Source organism: Vibrio sp. YT-15, from assembly GCF_033337445.1.
GTDB classification, from domain to species: domain Bacteria; phylum Pseudomonadota; class Gammaproteobacteria; order Enterobacterales; family Vibrionaceae; genus Vibrio; species Vibrio alginolyticus.
Map to the genome: position 1 here is coordinate 204,485 of NZ_JAWOQR010000004.1, position 23,374 is coordinate 227,858.

Consider the following 23,374-nt stretch of genomic DNA (forward strand, 5'->3'; position numbering starts at 1 on the left):
TTTCATCGTCTCAGCCCTCAACCACCGACACATTCTCGCCAACCCAAACCAACAACTGTTTTGCCGCTTTGGATAACACCTGATTTTGACGCACGATGTAGCCGAAATCAGTGTTTGGAAAACTTGGCAAAGGCGTAACTTCACGAGAAAGCTTTAATCTCGGATCGAGCGAGAAATCCGGCACAATAGCAGTCCCAAACCCCGCTTCCGCCCAGTCGATTTGTGCTTCCACACTGCCCACTTCCATCACGCGATGCTTAGGCAGATTTAGTTCAGGTAAAGACGCATCAATCAGCTCTCGGGTTCGAGTATCGTGCCCTAGCAGGATCAGCGTCTGGCTCTCTTTTCGATTGTCTTGCCACTCAAAAATGTTATCGCCAAACGCACACCAGTGAATCTGCGTGAGAGGCGTAAAATGCAGCGGTTGACTCTCTTTTTGTGCGATAACAAAGCCGATATCGGCACGCGCACTTTTCACCAAATCCACCGCTTGAGAAGATGTGGTGTTGAACAATGCCAAGTCGATCCCCGGATATTCACTTTTGAATTGCTGAAATGGTTTGATAAGCAGTAAACGTGAAACAATATCGCTCGCCGCAATAGAAAGCGTCCCCTGCGTAAGATCGTTGATGGCATTGAGATCCGACTGACAAATTTGCAGCTCATTGAGCATCCGCTGCGCCGTAGCTAACAAACGCTTCCCCGCTTGCGTCAACTGCACAGGATTTCGCTCAATCAATTTCGTGCGCGTGGCTTGCTCCAACTGCTTGATATGCAAACTTACGTTCGGCTGTGTCATGTGGAGTTCCATCGCTGTTTTACCAAAGTGTTTTACCTCTGCAAGAGTTACGAAGGTTCGCAGCCAGTTCAAATCTAACATTGCCAATTCCGATATGAGATTCTTATCAAGTTAATGAGTATAATTAATTTCTCTTATTATGGCGAACACCTTAAGATTTTTGCATCTGTTTTTGGAGATTAAATTATGTCGTCTATCGTTGTTGTGGGTGCAAACTGGGGTGATGAAGGCAAAGGCCGCATCGTTGACTTTTTGGCAGAGCAAGCTTCTGCGAGCATTCGTTTCCAAGGTGGTAACAACGCGGGTCACACCGTGGTTAACGATCTAGGTACGTTCAAGCTGCACCAGCTTCCAAGTGGCGTATTCAACCCTGACTGTTTGGCAGTGTTAGGTCCGGGTATGGTTATCAGCCCTGCGTTGCTGTCTCAGGAGATTGCGGAAGTTGAAGAAGCGGGCGTAAAAGTGAATATGTGCATCTCTGATCGCGCAACACTGTGTCTACCTCTACACGCACTAGAAGATGCGCTAGAAGAACAACGTTTAGGCGACAAAGCATACGGTTCAACTCGTCAAGGTATTGCACCTGCGTACGGTGACCGCGTAATGAAGAAAGGCATCCTAGTTGGTTGGTTGAAGCAACCAGAAGTATTGGTTGAACGCCTTCAATTCATGATGGATTGGAAACTGCCGCAACTGCGTGCACTTTACCCAACGTTCGAGTTTGAACAAACCGCTGAAGAACTGGCGAACTGGCTGCTAGAAGTCTCTGCACCTTGGCGCGATTCAATTTGCAACGTAACGCTTCCTCTAAAAGAACTACAAGCGAAAGACAAAACTCTATTGTTCGAAGCGCAGCTTGGCGCGGGTCGTGACCTTGTTTACGGTGAGTACCCTTGGACAACATCTTCTAACGTTGTATCAATGTACGCGGGTATCGGTAGTGGCCTTCCGGCACTTCGTCCTGAACGCGTTATTGCGGTTGCAAAAGCCTTCAGCTCATCAGTGGGTACTGGTACGTTGATCACTGCAATGGAAGAGCAAGACGCTTTCCGCGAACTTGCTGGCGAGTTCGGTGCAACTACCGGTCGTCCACGCGACATGGGCTACTTCGACGCAGTCGCTACGAAAAATGGCGTTGAACTGCAAGCCGCAACTGAAATTGCACTAACGAAAGTAGACTGTTTGACTGGCCTTAACGATCTGAAAATCTGTGTTGGCTACGAAGGCGACCACAGCGAAAACCCAATCTGGCCTCAAACTGCCTCTCTTGCGCCAATCTACGAGAAGATGGAAAGCTGGAGCGAGGACATCACAGGTTGTCGTAAGTTTGAAGAGCTTCCAGTAGCAGCACAGAAATACGTTCTACGCATTGAGGAACTCATGGGCGTACCAGTAAAAATGGTGTCTGTGGGTCCTGGTCGTGAACAAATGATTATGCGATAAGATGTGAATTAACACATCATTGGCAAGCGGCTTTTATCTGTTCCGGGGTAAAGCCGCTTTTTTTTACACTGTAAACTTTGGAAAATTGCACGGCTAAATTCATGTTTAATAACCTCATCACGAGACTCCTACCTCCTTTATTTATAAATCAATAAATTATAGGACTTAACACGTTGTGCACGTTACTAGCACATCTCACTTGTTAAAGAAGCACGTCAATTAGGTTAACTGGTTGATTTGATATTCTTTAAGTGATTAGTTGATCACGATCTTCATCTGCAATTTGTTGAACTAGTACTCAAAAAATCTAACCCGCTGTTTTTAGGATAGATGAGTTCCCCAACATCCAACCTAACAGCAGGTGATTCCCATGACGAAAAATCTTTTCCGCCTCAGTACGATAACCCTTGGTTTGTGCCTTAGTTCTTTGTCTTTCGCGCAATCCGATCTTCCGAACATTAAAATTCTTGCCACTGGCGGCACCATTGCAGGCGCAGGTCAATCTGCAACCGAGTCAAACTACACAGCAGGTAAAGTCGGCGTTGAATCATTGATTTCTGCGGTGCCGAGTATGACCAAGATTGCCGATATTTCTGGAGAGCAAGTGGTCAGTATCGGTTCACAAGATATGAATGATGAAGTGTGGCTAAAATTATCGAAAAGAGTTAATGAGCTACTCGCTCAAGATGATGTTGACGGCATCGTCATTACTCATGGTACGGATACGTTAGAGGAAACCGCTTACTTCCTTGATCTGACCGTCAAGAGCACAAAGCCTGTCGTGATCGTTGGTGCAATGCGTCCTTCCACCGCAATGAGTGCTGATGGACCAGTCAACTTATACAATGCAGTCGTAACAGCCACCGATGAAGATTCAGAAGGACGTGGCGTGCTAGTCGCAATGAATGACACGATTTTCGATGCGCGAGATGTGACAAAAACCAATACAACCTCCGTCAGCACTTTCCAGTCACCCAACTTTGGTGCTATCGGCTACATTCATAATAGCGATGCCAAATATCAACGAAGCCCAGAGCGTAAACATACGACAGAAACCCCATTCGATGTATCAAAGCTTACTAAGTTGCCTAAGGTCGGTATTGTTTATAACTATGCAAATGCCTCCAATTTGCCAGTGAAAGCCTTTGTGGATGCGAAGTTTGACGGCATCGTAAGTGCTGGTGTCGGTAATGGTAACTTGTACCACACTGTGTTTGATGAGCTAGAGAAAGCGAGTAAAGATGGCGTTGTTGTTGTAAGAAGCTCCCGAACGCCTAGCGGCTCAACCACTTTGGATGCTGAAATTGATGACAACAAATACGGCTTTGTTGCCGCTGGTACATTGAACCCACAAAAAGCACGTATCTTACTGATGCTGTCACTAACTCAGACCAAAAACTATCAAGACATCCAAAAGATGTTCCAATACTATTAATTCTGTCTAAGGTTCATTCGATAGAAGAGGTATACATCTTACCTCCTCTTACACATAGCGACATGAGCGTCTCTTGTTAGCCAAACAAGCGACGCTTCATTCCTGCTTTTTCCAGAATACGCGTAGTAATTTCCTCAACAGACAGAGAGGACGTATTGATATATGGGATCGCCTCTCTTCTAAACAACGCCTCAACAGTGTCTAGCTCCAGCTTGCACTGCTCTGTGCTAGCGTAATCACTTCCAGACAAACGATTTTCACGGATTTCAGTCAAGCGCTCGGGATCAATAGTCAGCCCGAACAACTTATGACGATGGATCTCAAATTCAGGCAACAAACGCATCATCTTCACATCTTCCGCAATGAACGGATAGTTCACAACACGTAAACCAAATTGCATCGCCATGTACAAGCTAGTCGGCGTTTTTCCGCTGCGCGATACTCCCAGCAGGATAATATCGGCTTGTTCCAACCCTTTTAGCGTGATGCCATCATCATGCGCCAATGTGTATTCAATAGCCGCAATACGGTCAAAATAGGTGTCGGAATCTTTCCCCACACTGCGAGAACGCTGCAACTTAGGCTTTGGTGCCATCTGAATGTCGTCTTGCACTTTCTGCACAATACTCTCCAACACATCGTAACTGTATGCCGGCGCTTCAAGCAGCATTTCACGTACTTCTGGAACGACAATTGAGAAAAAGACCAGAGGTTTGACGCCATTGCGCTGGTAGGAAGTTTCAATTTCTTTGACTACGTCAGTAGCTTTGTCCTGGCTTTCTACAAACGGAAAGGTTTTTTCGTTAGGAATGAACGGAAATTGACCGAGAACAACATGCCCTAATGTCTCACATGTTATCGCCGTACCGTCAGAAACATAGAATACATCACGACTTTGGTTATTTATTTGCATTTCTGTTTAATTTTTCAAAATCTTTTGAGTAGGATGGTACACATAATATTAATAAATCAGTTTGGCTTTCAGTTAGGTTCACCACAGCTTTAAAAATTCTTTTGAATTTTTTTCAGCCAGAACGTAATCGTTTGCCTTTGATATCAATCTAAATGAAGCAATGTATGGTCAACGTGTAATAACAGCCAACATGCGATTGTTTAGATCGATTTAAGTCCCCCTACTAAGCTGCAATGTTTCTGGAGAAAGACATGCAAAAGAACACCCTCTGGTTCAATGGCCTATCCATGGATGATGTCGACAAAGTCGGCGGTAAGAATGCTTCACTTGGCGAAATGGTTTCTAACCTAGCAAACGCAGGCGTTTCTGTACCAAATGGTTTTGCGACAACCTCATACGCGTTTAACCAATTCCTTGACCACGAAGGTTTGGATGAGCGTATTCACCAATTACTCGATGAACTAGACGTTGAAGATGTAGAAGCTCTGCGTAAGACAGGTGCAAACATTCGTCAATGGGTATTAGAGGCCCCTTTCCCTGCGGACCTTGAACAAGAAATTCGTGAAAATTACCAAGAACTGATCGAAGGCAATCCTGAGCTTTCAGTCGCAGTTCGTTCATCTGCTACGGCAGAAGACCTACCTGATGCTTCTTTTGCTGGTCAGCAAGAAACGTTTTTGAACGTGAAAGGCATCGACGCAGTACTAGAAGCAACTAAGCACGTTTACGCTTCTCTATTTAACGACCGTGCGATTTCTTACCGCGTTCACCAAGGGTTCGACCACCGTGGCATCTCGCTATCTGCGGGGATCCAACGTATGGTGCGTTCAGATAAAGCCTCGTCGGGTGTTATGTTTACACTAGACACTGAATCGGGTTTCGACCAAGTTGTCTTCATCACCTCTTCATGGGGTCTAGGCGAGATGGTCGTTCAAGGTGCAGTAAACCCTGACGAGTTCTACGTTCACAAGCCAATGCTTGAAGCAGGCGAACACCCAATCGTTAAGAAAACATTTGGTTCTAAGTTGATCAAAATGATCTACTCAGATAACCAAGAAATCGGCAAACAAGTTGATATCGTTGATACTTCTGATGAAGAGCGCAACACGTTCTCATTGAACGACGACGAGATCAAAGAGCTCGCAAAACAAGCAATGATCATCGAAAAGCACTATCAGCGTCCAATGGACATTGAATGGGCAAAAGATGGCATTGATGGCAAGCTGTACATTGTTCAAGCGCGTCCTGAAACCGTATGTTCACAAACGGAACAAAACGTGATTGAGCGCTACGAGCTACAAAACAAAGCGGATGTTTTGGTTGAAGGTCGTGCAATCGGTCAGCGCATCGGTAAAGGCGTGGTTCGCTTGGTTGACTCTCTGGACCAAATGTCTCTAGTCCAAGAAGGTGACGTGCTAGTTACAGACATGACTGACCCAGATTGGGAACCAGTGATGAAAAAAGCATCTGCAATCGTAACCAACCGTGGTGGCCGTACTTGCCACGCTGCCATCATCGCTCGTGAGCTTGGTATTCCTGCAATCGTTGGCTGTGGCGATGCGACAAGCAAGTTAACCGATGGCGCAACCGTGACCGTATCTTGTTCTGAAGGTGAAACGGGCTACGTTTACCAAGGTGAACTTGAATTTGATGTAAAACGCTCTTCTGTTGATGAACTGCCACTGCTACCAACAAAAGTGATGATGAACGTGGGTAACCCTGATCGTGCGTTTGACTTCGCACAAATTCCAAATGAAGGTGTTGGTCTTGCTCGTCTTGAATTCATCATCAATAAGATGATTGGTATCCACCCGAAAGCATTACTTAACTTTGATGCACAAAGCGATGAGCTAAAAGCAGAAATCACTCAGCGTATTCGTGGTTACAAAGATCCTATCGATTTCTACGTAAGCAAACTGACAGAAGGTATCGCAACCATTGCTGCGGCATTTTGGCCGAAACGCGTTATTGTTCGTATGTCTGACTTTAAGTCTAACGAATACAGCAACTTGGTTGGCGGTAAAGCATACGAACCGCATGAAGAAAACCCAATGCTTGGCTTCCGTGGCGCGTCTCGTTACATTTCTCCAGTGTTTGAAGACTGCTTCGAGCTAGAAACTCATGCAATCAAACGCGTTCGTAACGAAATGGGTCTGAAAAACGTTGAAATCATGATCCCATTTGTGCGTACACCAAGCGAAGCAGCATCAGTGATTGATTTGCTAGCGAAGTTTGATCTGCGCCGTGGCGATCAGGGTCTTAAAGTCATCATGATGTGCGAACTGCCATCCAACGCGGTCCTTGCCGATGAGTTCTTGAAGTACTTTGATGGCTTCTCGATTGGCTCAAACGACATGACTCAGCTAACGCTTGGACTTGATCGTGACTCTGGCGATGTTGCACATCTATTTGATGAGCGCAACCCAGCGGTTAAGGTGATGCTTCAGATGGCGATTGACGCGGCAACAAAAGCAGGCAAATACGTTGGTATTTGTGGTCAAGGCCCATCAGACCACGACGACCTAGCGGAATGGCTAATGGATCAAGGAATTAGCTCTGTATCACTAAACCCAGATACGGTTATCGATACTTGGTTAAAACTCGGTAAAGTTAGCAGCAAGTAACACACGATAAACTCTAGCCCTCACACTCCCCTTGTGAGGGCTTTGTTATTCACACGTCATTTCACAATCAGTTCGTGATTCCTCTCTCAAGTTCGTCATTTAGTCAATTTCATTATCAAAGTCTGATGACCTAAAATGAATGGTATATCGATAACTCCAGAGAGAATTTGATGAAAAAGCCTATCGCACTCCTTACTACTTTGATGCTCCTGGCATCCCCTGCTTATGCCGATTGGGATGAAATTTCCAATAAAATGTCTGAGCTTGGCGACGCAGTTTCTGATACTGCACAAGATGCTTGGGACGATACCAAAGCGTTTTCAAAACAAGCGTGGCAAGATTTCACGAACTGGTCCGAGGAAGCGATCAATACCGCAGGCGAATGGACAGAAGCCAGCATCGAGAAAAGCAAAGAATGGATAGATGCTGCCGACAAAAAAATTGATGAGCTGATGGAAGGCGATACGCCAGAAGAAGCTCGCCAAGCCGTGGACTTAATGGCAGATAGCGCTTTGCTCAAGTTATTTAATGAAAAGCCGGAGGCAAAAGCTATTTACGACAACGCGTACGGCTACGCGGTCTTTGATTCTCGTAAATTATCTTTGCTGTTTCACACCAACTCAGGGTCAGGAGTCGCAGTGAATAAGGAAACAGAAGAACGCACTTATATGAATATGTTTGGTTTGGGCGTTGCACTTGGGGCTGGCGGCAAATTTTACCAACAAGTGGTTCTGTTTGAGAGCAAAGAAGACTTTGATACGTTCGTCAACGAAGGATGGGAGGCCACAAGTGAAGCCTCTGCTGTTGCGGGCGAAGATTCAGAGCAACTTTCAAAACAATTTAACAGCGGCGTCGCCGTCTATCAGTTGAACGCTAAAGGTTTGCTCATCGATGCTAACGTGTCTGGTTCTAAATATTGGGTTAACGAAGAGCTCACTAACTCGCAGTAATGCATAGCAACTAATCGCTTAAATAAAACCGTTGTTATGCACCCTTATCAATAAGTTAACGGGGATATGATTCCTCAAAACTGAGCACTTACGCAACTTTCTCTATGGAAGTCACCAGAAGATGGCGACTTCCCTTTCTCGTTAGATTGCTTTTGGTTATGCTTGCGCAAAACCACCTGCAATTCGGTATCCCATGCCTGACAATAACTTTAATAATCTGCTAGCAGAAGCAATTTCTGCTCTTAACACGCCTAACTTTACTCCTAAACTTATGCGTGTCATTCGCACTCTTTTTCATTTTGATTGCGCAGTTATTTTAGGTTACCGAGAAGGTAAACATCCTATTTATCTCTACGACTCAATTGAGAACGAGCGAGAGTTACTTTTTCAACGCTACCTTACTGACTCATTTCAAAATGACCCTTTTTTTCTCAAACTAAACGAGACAAAGCAACAAGGCGTATTTACGCTCAAAGACGTGGCGCGTAAAGGCGTTGACTTCACCTCATACTGCGAGCAGTTCTATCATCAAACAGGGTGGAAAGACGAACTTAGCATGCTAGTCGAAGTTGAATCTGGCCGTTGGGTCATGCTGTACTTCGGATATATGACTGATGGAAAATACTTTTCTCAGCAACAAATCAATAAGCTAAAGCCCTATTTCCCGATAATTCAGTCGCTTTGTCAGCAGCATTGGAAACAAACGGAATTTACCTTTTCTGAGCCTGTTTTTGCACAGGGTGCTTATTCTGGCAGTATGCGATTAGCCATTGAGCAAGCTTTAGCAACGTTTGGCGTAGAATCACTCACCCGTCGCGAACAAGAGGTAGCTTCGCTTCTCGCTCAAGGGTTTGACACCAAAGAAATTGCCGCGCGGTTACACTTAGTTCAAGGCACGGTCAAAAATCATCGAAAGCGAATTTACTCGCAATTAAATGTGTCTTCATTGAGTGAGTTATTCCAGCTTTTCCTCAATCACCTCATTCTCCATTCAAGATAAAAAACTGTCCCTTAAGGGATATATCGAGAAAAGGTGTCGCGTTTTAGTCTGAATGTAACAACCACTAAAGCAGACAAAAAGAATGACGACACCATTACTGCAAGATTTACAAGATCGCGGCTTGATTGCACAAGCCAGCGATTTGGAAGAAATTCAGACACTTCTCTCACAGCCACAAACCGTTTACTGCGGCTTCGATCCTACAGCTGGCAGCTTACATATCGGCCACCTCGTGCCTTTGATTATGCTTAAGCGCTTTCAAGATGCCGGACACCAAGCTGTTGCCTTGATTGGCGGTGCAACGGGCATGATTGGCGACCCAAGCTTTAAAGCGACTGAGCGCAGTCTGAACTCAGAGGAAATCGTCTCAGGCTGGGTTAACGATCTTTCTAATCAAATTCAGCAGTTGATGAATCACCAACTGGCCAAGCCGATGATCATGGTAAACAACGCTGACTGGATGAAAGCGATCAATGTGATCGACTTCTTCCGCGATGTGGGTAAGCACTTCTCAATCAATACTATGGTCAACCGAGAATCGGTAAAACAACGCCTGCAACGACCTGACCAAGGTATCTCCTTCACCGAATTTAGCTACGCCCTACTGCAATCGTACGATTTTGCCGAGCTAAACCGTCGATACGGTTGCCGTTTGCAAATCGGTGGCAATGACCAATGGGGAAACATCGTCAGCGGGATCGATTTAACTCGCCGTCAAAATGGTGAGCAAGTATTTGGCTTAACTCTGCCGCTGATCACCAAATCCGATGGTACCAAATTTGGCAAAACCGAAGGTGGTGCAGTATGGCTAGATCCTAGCAAAACCTCTCCTTACGCGTTCTACCAGTTCTGGCTTGGCGCAGAAGACGCCGACGTTTACCACTTCTTGCGTTACTACACATTCTTGAGCTGCGAAGAAATTGCCAGCATTGAAGCGCAAGACCAAGCAAGCCAAGGTAAGCCACAAGCACAACGTATTCTCGCTGAAGAAATGACGCGATTTGTTCATGGCGAAGAAGGCCTAGCCAGTGCCGAGCGTATCACTCAAGCTTTATTCAGCGGTAATGTGCAACAACTGAGTTTGGGTGAATTAAAACAGTTGGAGTTGGATGGTTTACCAAGCATTGAGAGCACACAACAAGATTTGGTTGAGCTGTTGATTGAGTCGGGCTTAGCAAGTTCGAAGCGTGTTGCACGCGAACACATCAGCAACAACGCCATCAGTGTAAACGGTGAAAGAGTGGCGGCTGATAACCCGAGTTTAAGCTTCCCACTGTTTGATCAATATTGGTTACTGCAACGCGGTAAAAAGCACTTCTGCCTCGTAAAGCGTGCCGCGTAGCAACACTCGCAGTACAAAACCTATAAAAAAATTCCCCTCACCACTTTCGTGATGAGGGGAATCCAAATTTGAACGATTTTAAGCCTAACAATAGGCAAAGACGTTGCTTATTGCGTTCTTAAACGTTGCCAGTACTTTTCGTAAATCGCTAACGTTTCTGCGCCAACATCATTAATAAACTCGCCTTTTTTCAAGTCTTCTGATGAAGGGAAAATAGTACGGTTGTTTTTCAACTCTTCTGGCAATTTGTCACGCCCAGCGTTCGTTGCCGACGCATAACCCAAACTGGTCACGATTTCCGCTTGGTTCTCTGATTGGTACATAAAGTTAATAAATTTATGCGCCAATGCTTTGTTTTTACTGCCAGACGGAATAGTGAAGTTGTCCATCCATAATACCGCGCCCTCTTCCGGCATCACGAACTTCAGCTCAGGCATTTCAACCTGTCCTTGGAATGCGTTGCCGTTCCATTGCATGCCGACCGATGTTTCACCGGACACGTAAGGGACTTGCGGCGCATCTGAGTTATACAGTAATACGTTGTTTTTCAGCGCAACTAGAGAATCAAAAGCCTGTTCGATTTCAGCTTCGTCTTTTGTGTTCACGCTATGGCCATTTTTCTTCAGCGCCATACCGAACACGTCGCGGACGTCATCAATCAACATAACTTGTTGTTCGTATTGAGACTCCCATAAGTCAGCCCATTTTGTCACTGGTTGCTCAACCATGGATTCGTTGTAGCTGATCCCTGTAATGCCCCAAATATAAGGCAGCGAGTAATCATTTTTCGGATCGTGCGCTTGGCCAAGTAAGCCGTCCATTGTGTCTTGCATGTTTGGCACTTGAGCGTGATCTATTTTCGAAAGCAGTCCTTCTCGACCCATTTTTTCAATGAAGTACGCAGAAGCAAAAACCACATCGTAACCAGAACCTTTTAGCAATTTTAGCTTAGTGTACATTGATTCATTATTCTCAAAGGTCGAATAATTAATCGTAACGCCTTCTTGTTTTTCAAACGCTTTTAACGATGCTTCCGGCAAATAGCCACCCCATGCATAAACGTTCAACGTTTTGCTATCTGCATGAGCAAACATGCTGAGCACAAGAGCACTCAGCCCCAATCCTTTGATGATTAATTTCATGGTATGCAATCCAACCAGTCCAGCGACGCGCTGGGATTCGGGTGCATAATTAGGTAATTGTTACCCAATTGAAAGAAAATTTAATTAATCTTTAACAGCAAAAATATTTATCGAATTTATAAAATTAACGCATGTTTTTAATAGCGACTGTGCATACCAAAATGATGAGACATTCCATCTTCCATTCGGCCGCCTTTCCAGCCACCAGAGCCGAGTAAATTAAGCACATCTTGAGCGGTATAGTCGGCACCAGAAAAGAAATCATGCGCCACGTCTGAGCGTATTGCTTGCAACTCTGGTTGATTTTCCAAATCAAGATCTTGCGGATCCGCATATAATGCCAACGCAATTTTTTGTTGGCACGCGCTTAACTCACTGGTGCTCGTCTTTACCTGACCAACCGAAAAATACTCACGACTGCCGTATCCCACCACCAATCTGGTACTCATTAGTTTAATCACTTTCTTAATGCGACGACGTTGTATAAATCTCAACATGTTTTGTTATTCCTGTATTAAGTTGGCTATGGTCGTATTCTTTTGTTCGAATTAAAACACTCTGTTTTATCCGCGAAATTTCTCTAGCGCTTTTCGCGATGATCGGTTGTATAATACGATCCTGAAACATTTTGTTACGTTACCTCGGTAACCCCTGAGACTGCAACATGAACAACAGCAGATGGGTCGGCTTTATAGGCGGCACGATTGTCTTACTTAGTACCTTTATCCTATTCGGATCTTCCGTCCACGCTGCTTGGTACCGAATCCCTGCGGAAGCCATTCATGGTATCGCCTTCACTTTGGCTTTTGGTTTAGGGTTAAACAGCCTGCTGGCGTACGCGACGGCAGTGATTACTCTTGCTGCACTATTCTACATTGGCTTTGTCGTTAGCTATCGGGTCCATCAGAAACTTAAATAAACTTCTGTCTCAACCTGAGCTTAATAACGGATACTTAATAACTAAAAAGGGAGCAACTGCTCCCTTTTTAGTTATCAGCATGTAGATGTTCTATACCCGCTTTAATCATTAAGGTGGTATACCCTCAACGACTGCTGCATACCTGAAACATCATCACCTAAATACTCAACCGTCATTGGAACGTTGGTCAGTAGAGTAAAACTGGAGTCACTGAACCTTCCATCAACATCACTTTCCAAATGAACAAAAAACGCAGGCTTATCCGCAATCAATGTAATTTGACTCCCTTCAATAGAGACACCAATATTGGCTTTCGCTATCGGCAAGGTTTTTAGCTCGTGAGTACTAAACCATGTGTTGCTTATTTTGTCTTGACCGATTTGCGCTTCAACATAGAAGAAGCCTGACGTAAGTTCGTCCTTCTCGATCGATTCATCCAACTGCCACAAAATCGTATTGCTGTCTGCTATGACTGTTTGTTCTAAGCTCCAACATTGCTTTTCTTTCCCTTGCCAATCTACCCACTTGAGCAGTGCGTTGACGCTTGCGGGCGCCTTGGCATCATTGAGCAAATGTAGGCTCAACTTGCCTGTATGCTCGGAAAATACCAAATACTGCGGCGCAAAAAAGCGTTTTGCATGGTAGTGCAACTGCTTCCATCGACCACTGTATTCCAAACTAGACCAAGAGCTGACAGGCCAGTTATCGTTGAGTTGCCAGTACAGCATGCCGCGACAAACTGGAGAAATGGCACGCCAATGATCGCATGCAGTTTTGATCGCGATTGCCTGCTGAACTTGACTTAAATACAGCATGCTCTCGAATCCAGAGGGAAAACGAAAATAGCGCGTGAACATCTCTGTGATAATACTATTACCTCGAGGGTTCTTCTGATGTTGTTCGAAAGTTGGGGATGTAATATTCCAGTCTTGCTCAGGGACAAACCGCTTAACTTCAGCAAAAGATGGCCAAGATTGAAAACCAAACTCAGAGCAAAAACGAGGATTCACGTCAAGGTAGGCACTGAATGATTTTCCTGAATGCCAAACGTCCCAAAAGTGCATATCGCCTTTACTATCATCATGCCACGCATCACCGAAATCCAGTTCACCATTACATGGGGAACTTGGCCAGAAACGGCGAGTGCTATCTTGCTCGGTAATCTCCTTCTCAATCATGCGGTTGAGGCGATCGTAGTTAACCGTGTATTTGACTTTACTGCGCTTAGATTCGTCATACCAACCAATAGCTCCAATCACTTCATTGTCACCACACCAAAGTGCGATTGATGGGTGCTCCTTGAGCCTCGGGATTTGGAATCTAAGTTCTTCTTCTACCTCTTTTAAAAACTCGTCGTTTGATGGGTACAACGAGCAGGCGAACATCATGTCTTGCCACACCAACAAGCCAAGTTCATCACAAAGGTTATAAAAGATTTCACTCTCGTACTGACCACCGCCCCATACGCGAATCATGTTCATGTTGGCGTCAACCGCACTTTGCAAAAGGTTGCGATAACGTGTTTCGCACTCTCGCCCCGGCATTGCGTCAATAGGGAGCCAGTTGGCACCTTTAGCATTAATCGGTACGCCATTGACGATAAATTCCATTGCAGAGCCGTGCTCATCAGCTTGATTATTTAGAGTTAGCTGACGCAAACCAATGTTGTGCGTTAACTTTTGCTCTCTGCAAGAAATGGTAATGGGATAGAGATACGCTTCGCCATAATCCGATGGCCACCAGCGTTGAGGCTCCAAAATGTGGAACTGGCAATGATAGTGACCACTTCCTTTTGTTTGAATACATTGACGCTCACCATTAAATTCAACCATCATTTCATGGCGTTGACTGTCCGTTTCCACTTCAACTACTACATCAAGAAACACACTCCCATCGGCTTGCCATTGCTGCTCTGTCGAGAAGCCTTTGAGCCAAAGCTCATTCACAATGTCGATTTGAATGGGGTCGTAAATACCCGATACCATCAAGCAAATGCCCCAGTCCCATCCGGAATGGCACTGTGTTTTGCGGATCAAGTTCATGTGTGGAATTTGGTTGTTGCCCATTGCCGATGGAATAGGAAATGGCAGTTTTTTTGCTCTTGCGATACCTTCTAAATCCGCCCGAGCAAACTCAACCCGAATCGTGTTAGTACCTTGCTTTAAATGCGGTTTAATATCCACACGTTGCTGGGTAAACATGTTGCTGCAAGTTAGTGCTAGCTCACCATTAACATAGAAGGTTGCCAATGTATCGACACGAGTTAGCGTCATCCAAATTTGCTTGGCAGACAACGTAAACGCGTCGACGTCAAACTCACGTGAGATATGCCACTCACACTCTTCAATCCATCGAACTTTGTTTTCATTATCGGCAAAATAAGGATCTGGAATCTGCTCTGCTTGTAAAAGCGCCGACACATTATCGCCCGGAATAAACATTGGAATTTCAAGATTGGGGCGCTGTGGCGAGGTAAGCATCCACTGCCCGTTAAGTTCGAAGTGAGCCATCGAGTTAAACCTTAGCTTGGGAAAAACATGTTTTCTCAATGTAATCCTGATAAACCCATGCAAAAACAAGGGAAATGTTAATTACATACGAAATGCGGTGCATTTCACGTAAAAACTCTTTCTTTTGATCTCTACCCAAAAATCAGCAACTTGGCTAACCTGTTAAAAATTAATCGAAATCTAAGGTTATATTTGCAACTTCGACATGTTAACATCATCGGCTTTTTGAACATCCTCACACTTTTCGTTGAAACGATGTGAGGGGAAATGCACGGCTTCATAGCCCTAAAAAGCGAAGTAATTATGTCAAATATGACGAATGCCGCCTCCCACACAGCGCCTATTCAGGATGCTGACTATTCTGCTATTCATCCCCCATCTTTACTCAAGCGCCTCGAACTCACCAATCCTGTCTTTTGGTTAAGTGGTAGCTTCCTCACTCTATTCGTTTTACTTGCTCTAACGAATACCGACTCTCTAACCGCAATGGTTAACACCGGCTTCGGCTTTGCTACTAAATATTTCGGAGCTTACTGGCAAGTACTGCTTCTTCTGAATTTCCTAATTGGTTTGGCTCTTGCGTTTGGTCGCACTGGTTATGTGCGCCTAGGTGGTCTAGCGAAACCTGATATTGATAACTTTAAGTGGTTGTCAATCGTACTCTGTACTCTACTTGCAGGTGGTGGTGTGTTCTGGGCCGCAGCTGAGCCTATCGCGCACTTTGTGACTGCTCCGCCTCTATACGGGGAAGCCTCACCGAAAACTGCCGCAATCAATGCCCTATCTCAGTCTTTTATGCACTGGGGCTTCTTAGCTTGGGCGATCCTTGGTGGTCTATCTTCCATTGTCTTAATGCACTTGCATTACGATAAAGGCCTGCCTCTTAAGCCGCGTACTCTGCTTTACCCTGTGTTTGGTGATAAAGCCATTAAAGGCTGGATTGGTGATGTTGCTGACGCATGTAGCATCATTGCAGTAGCAGCAGGAACCATCGGTCCTATCGGCTTCTTAGGTTTACAAATTAGCTACGCGCTAAACTCATTGTTTGGCCTGCCAGATACGTTCGTAACGCAAAGTATGGTTATTATGGCGGCGATCCTGATGTATACCCTTTCCGCACTGAGCGGTTTGAGCAAGGGTATTCAAATCGTCAGTCGTTACAACATCATTTTGTCTGTACTGTTAATTGGTTACATCCTGTTCTTCGGGCCGACAAGCTTTATCGTTGACGGCTACGTGCAAGGCGTTGGTCGTATGGTGGATAACTTCTTCCCTATGGCACTTTACCGTGGTGATACAGGCTGGCTAAGCTGGTGGACAGTATTCTTCTGGGGTTGGTTTATCGGTTATGGCCCAATGATGGCGATCTTTATTGCTCGTATCTCTCGTGGTCGTACAATTCGCCAATTAATCATGTCTATTAGCATCGCGGCACCGCTGATTACTTGCTTCTGGTTTAGTATCGTTGGTGGCAGTGGCCTTGCGTTTGAACTTGATAACCCTGGTTTGATTTCATCTGCGTTTGAAGGCTTTAACTTGCCCGCAGCACTGCTAGCGATTACTGGTGAATTACCTTACCCAATGATCATTTCGGTTCTTTTCCTGATCTTAACGACAACATTTATCGTGACGACGGGTGACTCGATGACTTACACAATCAGTGTAGTGATGACAGGCTCAACAGAACCAAACGCAGTGATTCGCTCGTTCTGGGGGCTGATTATGGGTATTGTCGCTATTGCGCTTATCTCAATGGGCTCTGGTGGTATTTCTGCATTGCAGTCTTTCATTGTAATTACTGCCGTACCTGTGTCTTTCATTTTGCTGCCAAGCATTTGGAAAGCACCCGGCATTGCAAGCAGAATGGCAAAAGAGCAAGGCCTCGTTTAAAGCGCCTTCCTACCAATATGCGAAAAAGAGCCCTTCATTGGGCTCTTTTTAATTCTGCGCTTTATCCTACGCTATCAATACGAATCATCACTGCGTCTGGACGCCAATACTCGAATTCGCAGTCCATTAAATGCCCATCTTGTTTGTAGTTTACCCGCCGAATTTTCAGAACGGGTTGTCCTTCAGCTAGGTTCAACGCCTTAGCGACATGAGCAGGAGCTGACGTGGGAATCACATCAAAACGAGAGCGCTTTGTCTCGTAACCATACTTCTCACGATAAATGCCCGTCAGGGACATGGTGAGGTTCTCAGACAATATCCCCTCAAACAGTGCCGCTTTGAGCACGTTCTCAACAAACAATACCGCTCGCCCATCAATAAAACGTAACCGTTCAATCACATAAATTGGGGTAATTCGCTCCACCTCTAACGATTTGGCATACTCACCTGCGGCCATTTCACTTCGCACATTGAGTAGCTTAGTTTCTGCAATACGATGCTGCTCTCGAATCATCTGATGGAAGTGAGAACGAGACAACGGGTTGTAACAGATACGCTCAGGAGATACATACCAACCCCGGCGCTCTTCTCGATAAATAAGACCTTCCGTTTCCAAAGACACCAACGCATCTTTGATAGTGATTCGAGTCGTAGAAAACAGCTCACTGAGCTCTCTCTCTGACGGCAGTTTTTGTCCTTCCGACATGATGCCGGAAAGAATCTGCTGTTTTAAGCTGCTTCTAATTTTTCCTAATTGGGTACCAAATTGTCCGGTGCCTGTCGCTCTCATTCTGATCTAGTCCAACGATAATTTGACGAACAACATAAGGCGTTTACGTAACAAAAATATGACATTAATCAACAGAAGACATACTGAACGTATGAAATATAAGTGCCATATAAAATCAGCAAAACTGTCAAATTACTTGCGCTAAATCGTCACATTCCATCCATAGCATACAAAGCGAACTTACTGACCTAGTCCAGAAGGATGGAGACAATGAAAACTTTGCTAAGTCGTTCAATTACCGCACCAGCGGCAATCATTGCGGTAACGCTCGCTGCGCCAACAGTAGCGAAAGAAGCCGATGTTGAATCTTTGGTAGCAGCAGCACAAAAAGAAGGGGCGGTTTACAGTGTGGGTATGCCTGACAGTTGGGCAAACTGGAAAGACACTTGGGCTGATTTAAAGTCAAATTACAACCTTAAGCACCAAGACACGGATATGAGCTCGGCTCAAGAAATCGCAAAATTCGAAGCTGAGAAGAAAAACGCGACCGCAGACATTGGTGACGTAGGCTTTGCCTTCGCACGTGTAGCGGTTAAAAAAGGCGTCACTCAGCCATATAAACCAACAACTTGGAATGGCATCCCAGATTGGGCAAAAGACGAAGATGGTCATTGGGCACTTGCTTACACTGGCACTATTTCTTTTATCTCCAACAATAACCTCGTAAAAGACGCGCCAAAAACGTGGGATGACCTATTAAAAGGCGACTACAAAGTGACCGTAGGTGACGTAGGCGTAGCAGCACAGGCAAACAACGCGGTTCTCGCCGCAGCGTTCGCCAACGGTGGGGACGAATCCAACCTCAAGCCTGCGCTCAAATTCTTTTCTGAACTCGCGAAGCAAGGTCGTCTTTCATTTACCGATCCGAACATCGCCAACCTAGAAAAAGGCGAAGTGGAAGTGGCGATCATGTGGGACTTCAATGCATTGAACTACCGCGACAAAATTGACCGCGACCGCTTTACAGTGAGCATTCCTCAAGATGGCTCTGTGATTTCTGGTTATACAACCATAATCAATAAATACGCGAAGAACCCTAATGCAGCAAAGCTTGCTCGTGAATACATCTTCAGCGATCAAGGGCAAATCAACTTAGCAGAAGGTTATGCGCGTCCAATCCGCACCAACATCACACTGCCTCAAGCAGTGCAAGACAAGCTAATTGCTAATGACCAATACAGCAATGTTCACCCAGTGACTGACTTCTCAGCTTGGGAAAAGTCCGCACGTAAGCTGCCACGTCAATGGCAAGAAAGTGTCTTAATCCACCAGCAATAAGAGTAAGTCGTTATGAGCAATAAGGTCATCCTTGTTGTTCTAGATGGACTGAACTATCAGGTAGCCCGTGATTGCATGGGCTACCTCAATGGTCTTCTAGAACAAAGTCGTTCCCAACAAGAAACTCGCGCAACGCTTTATCCTGTGCAGTGTGAGCTGCCCTCTATGTCTCGCCCACTTTATGAGTGCATTTTAACGGGCGTTCGCCCTGTAGAAAGCGGCATCGTAAACAACAATATCGTTCGTCTATCCAAACACGATTCCATTTTCAGTTTGGCAAAAGCCCAAGGAAAAGTGACCGCTGCGGCTGCCTACCACTGGGTAAGTGAGCTTTATAATCGCGCGCCATTTGAACCTGTTCGCGATCGTTTCACGCATGATGAAACCCTGAATATCCAGCACGGCTGCTTTTACCATTGGGATCATTATCCTGATGAAGCCTTGTTCCTGGACGCAGAGTATTTACGCCGCAACTATCAACCTGATTTCTTACTGATCCATCCGATGAATATCGACGATACAGGACATAAGTTTGGCCTAGACTCTCGCCAATACCGCAATTGTGCGCGAGGTGCAGACATTATTCTTTCCAACTACATCGATCAATGGCTTGCTGATGGGTATCAAATCATTGTGACCAGCGATCATGGCATGAACAACGATCTTTCTCACGGTGGGATTTTACCTGAAGAGCGAGAAGTTCCCCTGTTTGTCATTGGTGATAAGTTTACCCATCAAGATTGTCATATTAAGCAAACTGATATTTGTGGCACCGTTTGTCAATTGCTAAACCTTGACCACACGAAGCCATACACTCAGGAATTGTTAGCACTATGAGCAGTTCAGTCCTCTCCCCAAGCTCTAGCGAATCACGTTCAAATTTGGCAAGTACTTGGTTAAAGCGCTTTAAGCCAGCCATTTGGTTGGCGCCTTTCGCACTGTTTTTCTATCTATTTCAACTCGCACCGATGATTTGGGTGCTGTTAAACAGCTTTATCTACGATGGCGAGTTTGCCTTCGATAACTACATTGAAGTGCTCGACTCCATCTTTATGATGCAGGCGTTTGGCAACAGTTTGTGGTTAGCTATATGGTCGAGCATTTTTGGCTTAGCCATTGCGACTCTGTTGGTCTCTTCTCTGCGCAGAATCGATTCTAAAGTCCGCGACGGTGTGATTGCGTTTACGAACATGAGCAGCAACTTTGCAGGCGTACCTCTGTCATTCGCTTTTATCATTATTTTGGGCACCAATGGGGCGATTACCCTTTTGCTCAAGCAGTATGGCTTACTCGGTGATTTCGACCTTTATGGTAAATGGGGTCTGCTGGCCATTTACATCTACTTCCAAATCCCGCTGGCGGTGTTGTTGCTCTACCCTGCGTTCGACGCGTTGAGTGATGATTGGCAAGCTGCTGCTGCGCTACTGGGAGCCAAAACATCACAGTATTGGGCGAAAATCGCGCTGCCAGTGCTCTCACCAGCCTTATTCGGTACCTTTATTATCTTAATAGCCAACGCAATTGGCGCTTATGCGAGTGTTTATGCGCTGACCTCCGGTAACTATAACGTCATCACAATTCGAATTGCGAGTCTGGTATCGGGAGACCTGTTCCTTGAACCTAATCTCGCCGCTGCAATTTCGGTGATTCTAATGGCGTTACTTGCCTTTATCACAGTGATTAACCAATGGCTCATTTCGAAAAGCTATGCAGGTAGGAAGTAGTCATGAACAACGTTAATACTCGATTCCATAAAACGGTGGTTTATTCCATTGTTGGGATCATGCTCATCCCGATTTTAGCGACCTTTGTCTATTCGCTTTCATCACGCTGGGGCGCCACGGTGCTTCCAGATGGTTTCACTTTTGATTGGTACGTTAAATTGCTGACCGACCCACGCTTTTTGCAAGCGTTTGGGCGTTCGCTGTTTATTTGTATTGCTTCGCTAACCCTCAGTGTGATTCTAGTTCTGCCAGCGATATTCGTGGTGTTTTACTACTTTCCGAAGCTCGATAAGCTCATGAACGTATTGATTTTGCTACCATTCGCTGTACCACCAGTGGTGTCCTCCGTCGGCTTGCTTCAACTTTATGCTGACAGTGAAATCTCCCTTATCGGTACTCCTTGGATTCTAGTAGGTACTTACTTCACCATAGCGTTACCGTTCATGTATCGTGCGATTTCTAATAGCTTCGAAGCAATTAACCTTAACGATTTAATGGACGCTGCACACTTGCTAGGGGCAAGCACAACCAAAGCGTTTTTGATGGTCATTTTACCTAACCTCAAAAAAGGACTGATGGCATCGCTTTTCCTTTCATTTTCATTTCTATTGGGAGAGTTTGTGTTCGCCAATATTTTAGTCGGCACACGTTATGAAACCCTGCAAATCTACTTGTATAACATGCGTCAGACGAGCGGCCACTTTACGTCTGCCTTAGTGATGACCTACTTCCTATTTATTTTTTTACTGACTTGGTTGGCAAGTCGTTTCAGCCGAGGAGTCAAACAATGAGCTACGTAACAGCGAAAAATCTGACTAAACGTTTTGGTGATAACACCGTATTTGAGGACATTCACTTTAACATCGAGCAAGGTGAATTCATTACGCTTTTGGGCCCTAGCGGTTGTGGTAAATCGACACTACTTCGCAGCCTTGCTGGGCTTAACCCTGTCGATGGAGGCGAGGTTTGGGTAAACGGAGAAGATATCACGCATCAAGTCCCGCAAGAGCGTGGTATTGGGATGGTCTTTCAATCGTATGCGCTGTTTCCCAATATGACCGTCGAAGGCAACATTGCATTTGGCTTAAAAATGAAAAAGCTTGCGAATGATGATATTCGACGTGAAGTGGCTAAAGTCATCAAACTGGTGGATCTGGCAGGTAAAGAAAAACACTATCCGCATCAACTTTCTGGCGGTCAGCGCCAGCGTGTCGCACTCGCTCGAGCGTTGGTGGTGAAACCTCGCATATTATTGCTTGATGAGCCACTTTCTGCGCTTGATGCCAAAATCCGCAAACACCTTCGTCAGCAAATCCGAGACATTCAGAAAGAGATGAATCTCACCACTATCTTCGTAACTCATGACCAAGAAGAGGCGATGATTATGTCTGATCGTATCTTCCTAATGAGTAAAGGGGAAATTGTTCAAGCAGGAACACCTGAAGAAATTTATACTCATCCTGCTAACGAGTTTGTGGCCGGTTTCATGGGGCACTACAACCTTGTAGAGGCCAATAAAGCCAAGCAACTCTTCAACATTGATACCGAATGGAAAGTAGCGATTCGCCCAGAGTCTATATATGTAAAAGAGCAAGGTCGTCAATATGATAGCCACATCTCAGCGCCACAAGTAGGTACGATCACCAACCACCAGCTTCTAGGTAATGTTATTCGCTATCAAGTGAACGTTGAAGAGTGTGAGCTCACTGTTGACTTACTTAACCGCTCTTCAGAACGCTTACTAGCGAATGGCAGCCAACTAGAACTACTCTTTAACCTAAACGAAATTCAACCAGTGAGAGCCTAAACATGTCCAAACCTTTGTATGTTTTTGATATGGATGAAACCCTAATAAACGCTGACTGCGCAATGATTTGGAACGAGTTTATGGTTGAGAAAGGCATCGCGACTGATCCTTTATTTATTATGGAAGATCAGCGTCTAATGGCCTTGTACTCTGAAGGCAAAATGGACATGGAAGATTACCTAGCGTTCTCCATGAAGCCACTAGAAAACATGCCGATTGAAGAAGTAAACGCCTTGGTTGAAGAATGTGTTGAAAGCCATATTTTGCCTAAACAGTTCCCTCAAGCCAAAACCCTGATTGAGCAACTGTCTCGTGATGGTATAGATATGGTTATCATCTCTGCCAGCGTCACTTTTTTGGTGGAAGCCGTTGGTCGCCGTCTTAATATTCCAACCGCACTCGGAATTGATTTAATCGAGAAAAACAACCGTTATACTGCTGAAATCGACGGTATCCCGAGTTATCGTGAAGGCAAAGTCACGCGATTAAAACAGTGGCTAGAAAATCAGCCTGAGCCTTATTCCGAAATCCATTTCTATACCGATTCAATCAACGACTTGCCACTGTGTGAATACGCGAACTACGCTTATCTGGTCAATCCATGCCCTCGCCTAAAAGAACAAGCCGATAGACCGAATTGGACTGTGTTGAGTTGGGGGTAAATCGGCTCAACAACATTTGACTTATTCATGAGATATAAAAGAGCAGACCTTACTGCTCTTTTTTGTGCCTCTCCTTCACAAATTAATCACTTGATTAAATACTGATTAATTTTTCGCATGTCGTATAAGAAATCAGCGTCTTATAA

The 23,374-nt window shown here is 45.1% G+C and carries 20 protein-coding genes; 14 read left to right on the forward strand and 6 right to left on the reverse strand.

Features of this window, described 5'->3' with window-relative positions:
• Nucleotides 1–10 precede the first annotated feature (10 nt).
• The gene (locus tag R7D93_RS10060) at nucleotides 11–880 is read right to left on the reverse strand and encodes a LysR family transcriptional regulator (protein WP_225496461.1); all 870 of its coding nucleotides are present in this window, start codon (nucleotides 878–880) and stop codon (nucleotides 11–13) included.
• 105 nt (nucleotides 881–985) lie between these two features.
• Here R7D93_RS10060 and R7D93_RS10065 point away from each other — a divergent pair, with 105 nt between their 5' ends.
• Together R7D93_RS10065 and ansB are read left to right on the forward strand one after the other, a co-directional pair.
• Nucleotides 986–2,242 (forward strand): adenylosuccinate synthase, encoded by a 1,257-nt coding sequence (locus R7D93_RS10065; RefSeq protein ID WP_213891507.1) that lies wholly within the window; start codon nucleotides 986–988, stop codon nucleotides 2,240–2,242.
• 370 nt (nucleotides 2,243–2,612) lie between these two features.
• Nucleotides 2,613–3,677 (forward strand): L-asparaginase 2, encoded by a 1,065-nt coding sequence (gene ansB, locus R7D93_RS10070; protein WP_213961589.1) that lies wholly within the window; start codon nucleotides 2,613–2,615, stop codon nucleotides 3,675–3,677.
• Between the two features lie 76 nt (nucleotides 3,678–3,753).
• Here ansB and R7D93_RS10075 read toward each other — a convergent pair whose 3' ends face one another.
• The gene (locus tag R7D93_RS10075; RefSeq protein ID WP_005373820.1) at nucleotides 3,754–4,590 is read right to left on the reverse strand and encodes a pyruvate, water dikinase regulatory protein; all 837 of its coding nucleotides are present in this window, start codon (nucleotides 4,588–4,590) and stop codon (nucleotides 3,754–3,756) included.
• Nucleotides 4,591–4,841: 251 nt separating this feature from the next.
• Here R7D93_RS10075 and ppsA point away from each other — a divergent pair, with 251 nt between their 5' ends.
• The 4 genes from ppsA (at nucleotide 4,842) to tyrS (ending at nucleotide 10,506) form a co-directional block, all read left to right on the forward strand.
• Entirely contained in the window at nucleotides 4,842–7,214 is a 2,373-nt protein-coding gene (gene ppsA, locus R7D93_RS10080) for a phosphoenolpyruvate synthase (RefSeq protein WP_225496463.1), read from the forward strand.
• 170 nt (nucleotides 7,215–7,384) lie between these two features.
• The gene (locus R7D93_RS10085) at nucleotides 7,385–8,164 is read left to right on the forward strand and encodes a hypothetical protein (RefSeq protein ID WP_005373824.1); all 780 of its coding nucleotides are present in this window, start codon (nucleotides 7,385–7,387) and stop codon (nucleotides 8,162–8,164) included.
• Between the two features lie 193 nt (nucleotides 8,165–8,357).
• A complete protein-coding gene (locus tag R7D93_RS10090) occupies nucleotides 8,358–9,164 on the forward strand; it encodes a response regulator transcription factor (protein ID WP_225496465.1) in 807 nt (268 codons plus the stop codon).
• Between the two features lie 82 nt (nucleotides 9,165–9,246).
• On the forward strand, nucleotides 9,247–10,506 hold the full coding sequence (tyrS, locus tag R7D93_RS10095; RefSeq protein ID WP_017633572.1) for a tyrosine--tRNA ligase: 1,260 nt from the start codon (nucleotides 9,247–9,249) through the stop codon (nucleotides 10,504–10,506).
• Between the two features lie 107 nt (nucleotides 10,507–10,613).
• Here the strand turns inward: tyrS and R7D93_RS10100 are convergent, their stop codons facing one another.
• On the reverse strand, nucleotides 10,614–11,648 hold the full coding sequence (locus R7D93_RS10100; RefSeq protein ID WP_017633571.1) for an ABC transporter substrate-binding protein: 1,035 nt from the start codon (nucleotides 11,646–11,648) through the stop codon (nucleotides 10,614–10,616).
• Nucleotides 11,649–11,785: 137 nt separating this feature from the next.
• A complete protein-coding gene (locus R7D93_RS10105; RefSeq protein ID WP_017819807.1) occupies nucleotides 11,786–12,145 on the reverse strand; it encodes a DUF6559 family protein in 360 nt (119 codons plus the stop codon).
• Nucleotides 12,146–12,312: 167 nt separating this feature from the next.
• Here R7D93_RS10105 and R7D93_RS10110 point away from each other — a divergent pair, with 167 nt between their 5' ends.
• On the forward strand, nucleotides 12,313–12,567 hold the full coding sequence (locus R7D93_RS10110; protein ID WP_005387084.1) for a hypothetical protein: 255 nt from the start codon (nucleotides 12,313–12,315) through the stop codon (nucleotides 12,565–12,567).
• A 101-nt stretch (nucleotides 12,568–12,668) separates the two neighbouring features.
• Here R7D93_RS10110 and R7D93_RS10115 read toward each other — a convergent pair whose 3' ends face one another.
• Entirely contained in the window at nucleotides 12,669–15,077 is a 2,409-nt protein-coding gene (locus R7D93_RS10115) for a beta-mannosidase (protein ID WP_225496467.1), read from the reverse strand.
• Nucleotides 15,078–15,380: 303 nt separating this feature from the next.
• On the opposite strand from R7D93_RS10115, the gene R7D93_RS10120 reads away from it, so the two are divergent.
• On the forward strand, nucleotides 15,381–16,967 hold the full coding sequence (locus tag R7D93_RS10120) for a BCCT family transporter (protein WP_005373846.1): 1,587 nt from the start codon (nucleotides 15,381–15,383) through the stop codon (nucleotides 16,965–16,967).
• Between the two features lie 61 nt (nucleotides 16,968–17,028).
• On the opposite strand, the gene R7D93_RS10125 is transcribed toward R7D93_RS10120, so the two are convergent.
• Entirely contained in the window at nucleotides 17,029–17,757 is a 729-nt protein-coding gene (locus tag R7D93_RS10125) for a UTRA domain-containing protein (protein ID WP_005387087.1), read from the reverse strand.
• A 210-nt stretch (nucleotides 17,758–17,967) separates the two neighbouring features.
• Between R7D93_RS10125 and R7D93_RS10130 the strand changes: the two genes are divergently transcribed.
• The 6 genes from R7D93_RS10130 to R7D93_RS10155 are packed head-to-tail and all read left to right on the forward strand — an operon-like array spanning nucleotide 17,968 to nucleotide 23,228.
• On the forward strand, nucleotides 17,968–19,035 hold the full coding sequence (locus R7D93_RS10130) for an ABC transporter substrate-binding protein (protein WP_213867575.1): 1,068 nt from the start codon (nucleotides 17,968–17,970) through the stop codon (nucleotides 19,033–19,035).
• 12 nt (nucleotides 19,036–19,047) lie between these two features.
• Nucleotides 19,048–19,872 carry an alkaline phosphatase family protein gene (locus tag R7D93_RS10135; RefSeq protein ID WP_005373854.1) on the forward strand — a complete coding sequence of 275 codons (825 nt, stop codon included), beginning with the start codon at nucleotides 19,048–19,050 and terminating at the stop codon, nucleotides 19,870–19,872.
• Complete coding sequence (locus R7D93_RS10140) at nucleotides 19,869–20,759, forward strand: ABC transporter permease (protein WP_213867574.1); 891 nt, start codon at nucleotides 19,869–19,871, stop codon at nucleotides 20,757–20,759. The genes R7D93_RS10135 and R7D93_RS10140 overlap by 4 nt, the downstream gene beginning before the upstream one ends.
• A 2-nt stretch (nucleotides 20,760–20,761) precedes the next feature.
• Nucleotides 20,762–21,550, forward strand: a complete 789-nt coding sequence (locus tag R7D93_RS10145; RefSeq protein ID WP_025767984.1) for an ABC transporter permease — start codon at nucleotides 20,762–20,764, stop codon at nucleotides 21,548–21,550.
• Entirely contained in the window at nucleotides 21,547–22,566 is a 1,020-nt protein-coding gene (locus tag R7D93_RS10150) for an ABC transporter ATP-binding protein (protein WP_025767985.1), read from the forward strand. Before R7D93_RS10145 ends, R7D93_RS10150 begins: the two co-directional genes overlap by 4 nt.
• 2 nt (nucleotides 22,567–22,568) lie before the next feature.
• A complete protein-coding gene (locus R7D93_RS10155) occupies nucleotides 22,569–23,228 on the forward strand; it encodes an HAD family hydrolase (protein ID WP_225496469.1) in 660 nt (219 codons plus the stop codon).
• Nucleotides 23,229–23,374: the final 146 nt, after the last annotated feature.

Bases quoted from the DNA above. Each gene is read 5' to 3' on its own strand.
- R7D93_RS10060 (WP_225496461.1), bottom strand. From the start codon at position 880: ATGTTAGATTTGAACTGGCTGCGAACCTTCGTAACTCTTGCAGAGGTA.
- R7D93_RS10065 (WP_213891507.1), top strand. From the start codon at position 986: ATGTCGTCTATCGTTGTTGTGGGTGCAAACTGGGGTGATGAAGGCAAA.
- ansB (WP_213961589.1), top strand. From the start codon at position 2,613: ATGACGAAAAATCTTTTCCGCCTCAGTACGATAACCCTTGGTTTGTGC.
- R7D93_RS10075 (WP_005373820.1), bottom strand. From the start codon at position 4,590: ATGCAAATAAATAACCAAAGTCGTGATGTATTCTATGTTTCTGACGGT.
- ppsA (WP_225496463.1), top strand. From the start codon at position 4,842: ATGCAAAAGAACACCCTCTGGTTCAATGGCCTATCCATGGATGATGTC.
- R7D93_RS10085 (WP_005373824.1), top strand. From the start codon at position 7,385: ATGAAAAAGCCTATCGCACTCCTTACTACTTTGATGCTCCTGGCATCC.
- R7D93_RS10090 (WP_225496465.1), top strand. From the start codon at position 8,358: ATGCCTGACAATAACTTTAATAATCTGCTAGCAGAAGCAATTTCTGCT.
- tyrS (WP_017633572.1), top strand. From the start codon at position 9,247: ATGACGACACCATTACTGCAAGATTTACAAGATCGCGGCTTGATTGCA.
- R7D93_RS10100 (WP_017633571.1), bottom strand. From the start codon at position 11,648: ATGAAATTAATCATCAAAGGATTGGGGCTGAGTGCTCTTGTGCTCAGC.
- R7D93_RS10105 (WP_017819807.1), bottom strand. From the start codon at position 12,145: ATGTTGAGATTTATACAACGTCGTCGCATTAAGAAAGTGATTAAACTA.
- R7D93_RS10110 (WP_005387084.1), top strand. From the start codon at position 12,313: ATGAACAACAGCAGATGGGTCGGCTTTATAGGCGGCACGATTGTCTTA.
- R7D93_RS10115 (WP_225496467.1), bottom strand. From the start codon at position 15,077: ATGGCTCACTTCGAACTTAACGGGCAGTGGATGCTTACCTCGCCACAG.
- R7D93_RS10120 (WP_005373846.1), top strand. From the start codon at position 15,381: ATGTCAAATATGACGAATGCCGCCTCCCACACAGCGCCTATTCAGGAT.
- R7D93_RS10125 (WP_005387087.1), bottom strand. From the start codon at position 17,757: ATGAGAGCGACAGGCACCGGACAATTTGGTACCCAATTAGGAAAAATT.
- R7D93_RS10130 (WP_213867575.1), top strand. From the start codon at position 17,968: ATGAAAACTTTGCTAAGTCGTTCAATTACCGCACCAGCGGCAATCATT.
- R7D93_RS10135 (WP_005373854.1), top strand. From the start codon at position 19,048: ATGAGCAATAAGGTCATCCTTGTTGTTCTAGATGGACTGAACTATCAG.
- R7D93_RS10140 (WP_213867574.1), top strand. From the start codon at position 19,869: ATGAGCAGTTCAGTCCTCTCCCCAAGCTCTAGCGAATCACGTTCAAAT.
- R7D93_RS10145 (WP_025767984.1), top strand. From the start codon at position 20,762: ATGAACAACGTTAATACTCGATTCCATAAAACGGTGGTTTATTCCATT.
- R7D93_RS10150 (WP_025767985.1), top strand. From the start codon at position 21,547: ATGAGCTACGTAACAGCGAAAAATCTGACTAAACGTTTTGGTGATAAC.
- R7D93_RS10155 (WP_225496469.1), top strand. From the start codon at position 22,569: ATGTCCAAACCTTTGTATGTTTTTGATATGGATGAAACCCTAATAAAC.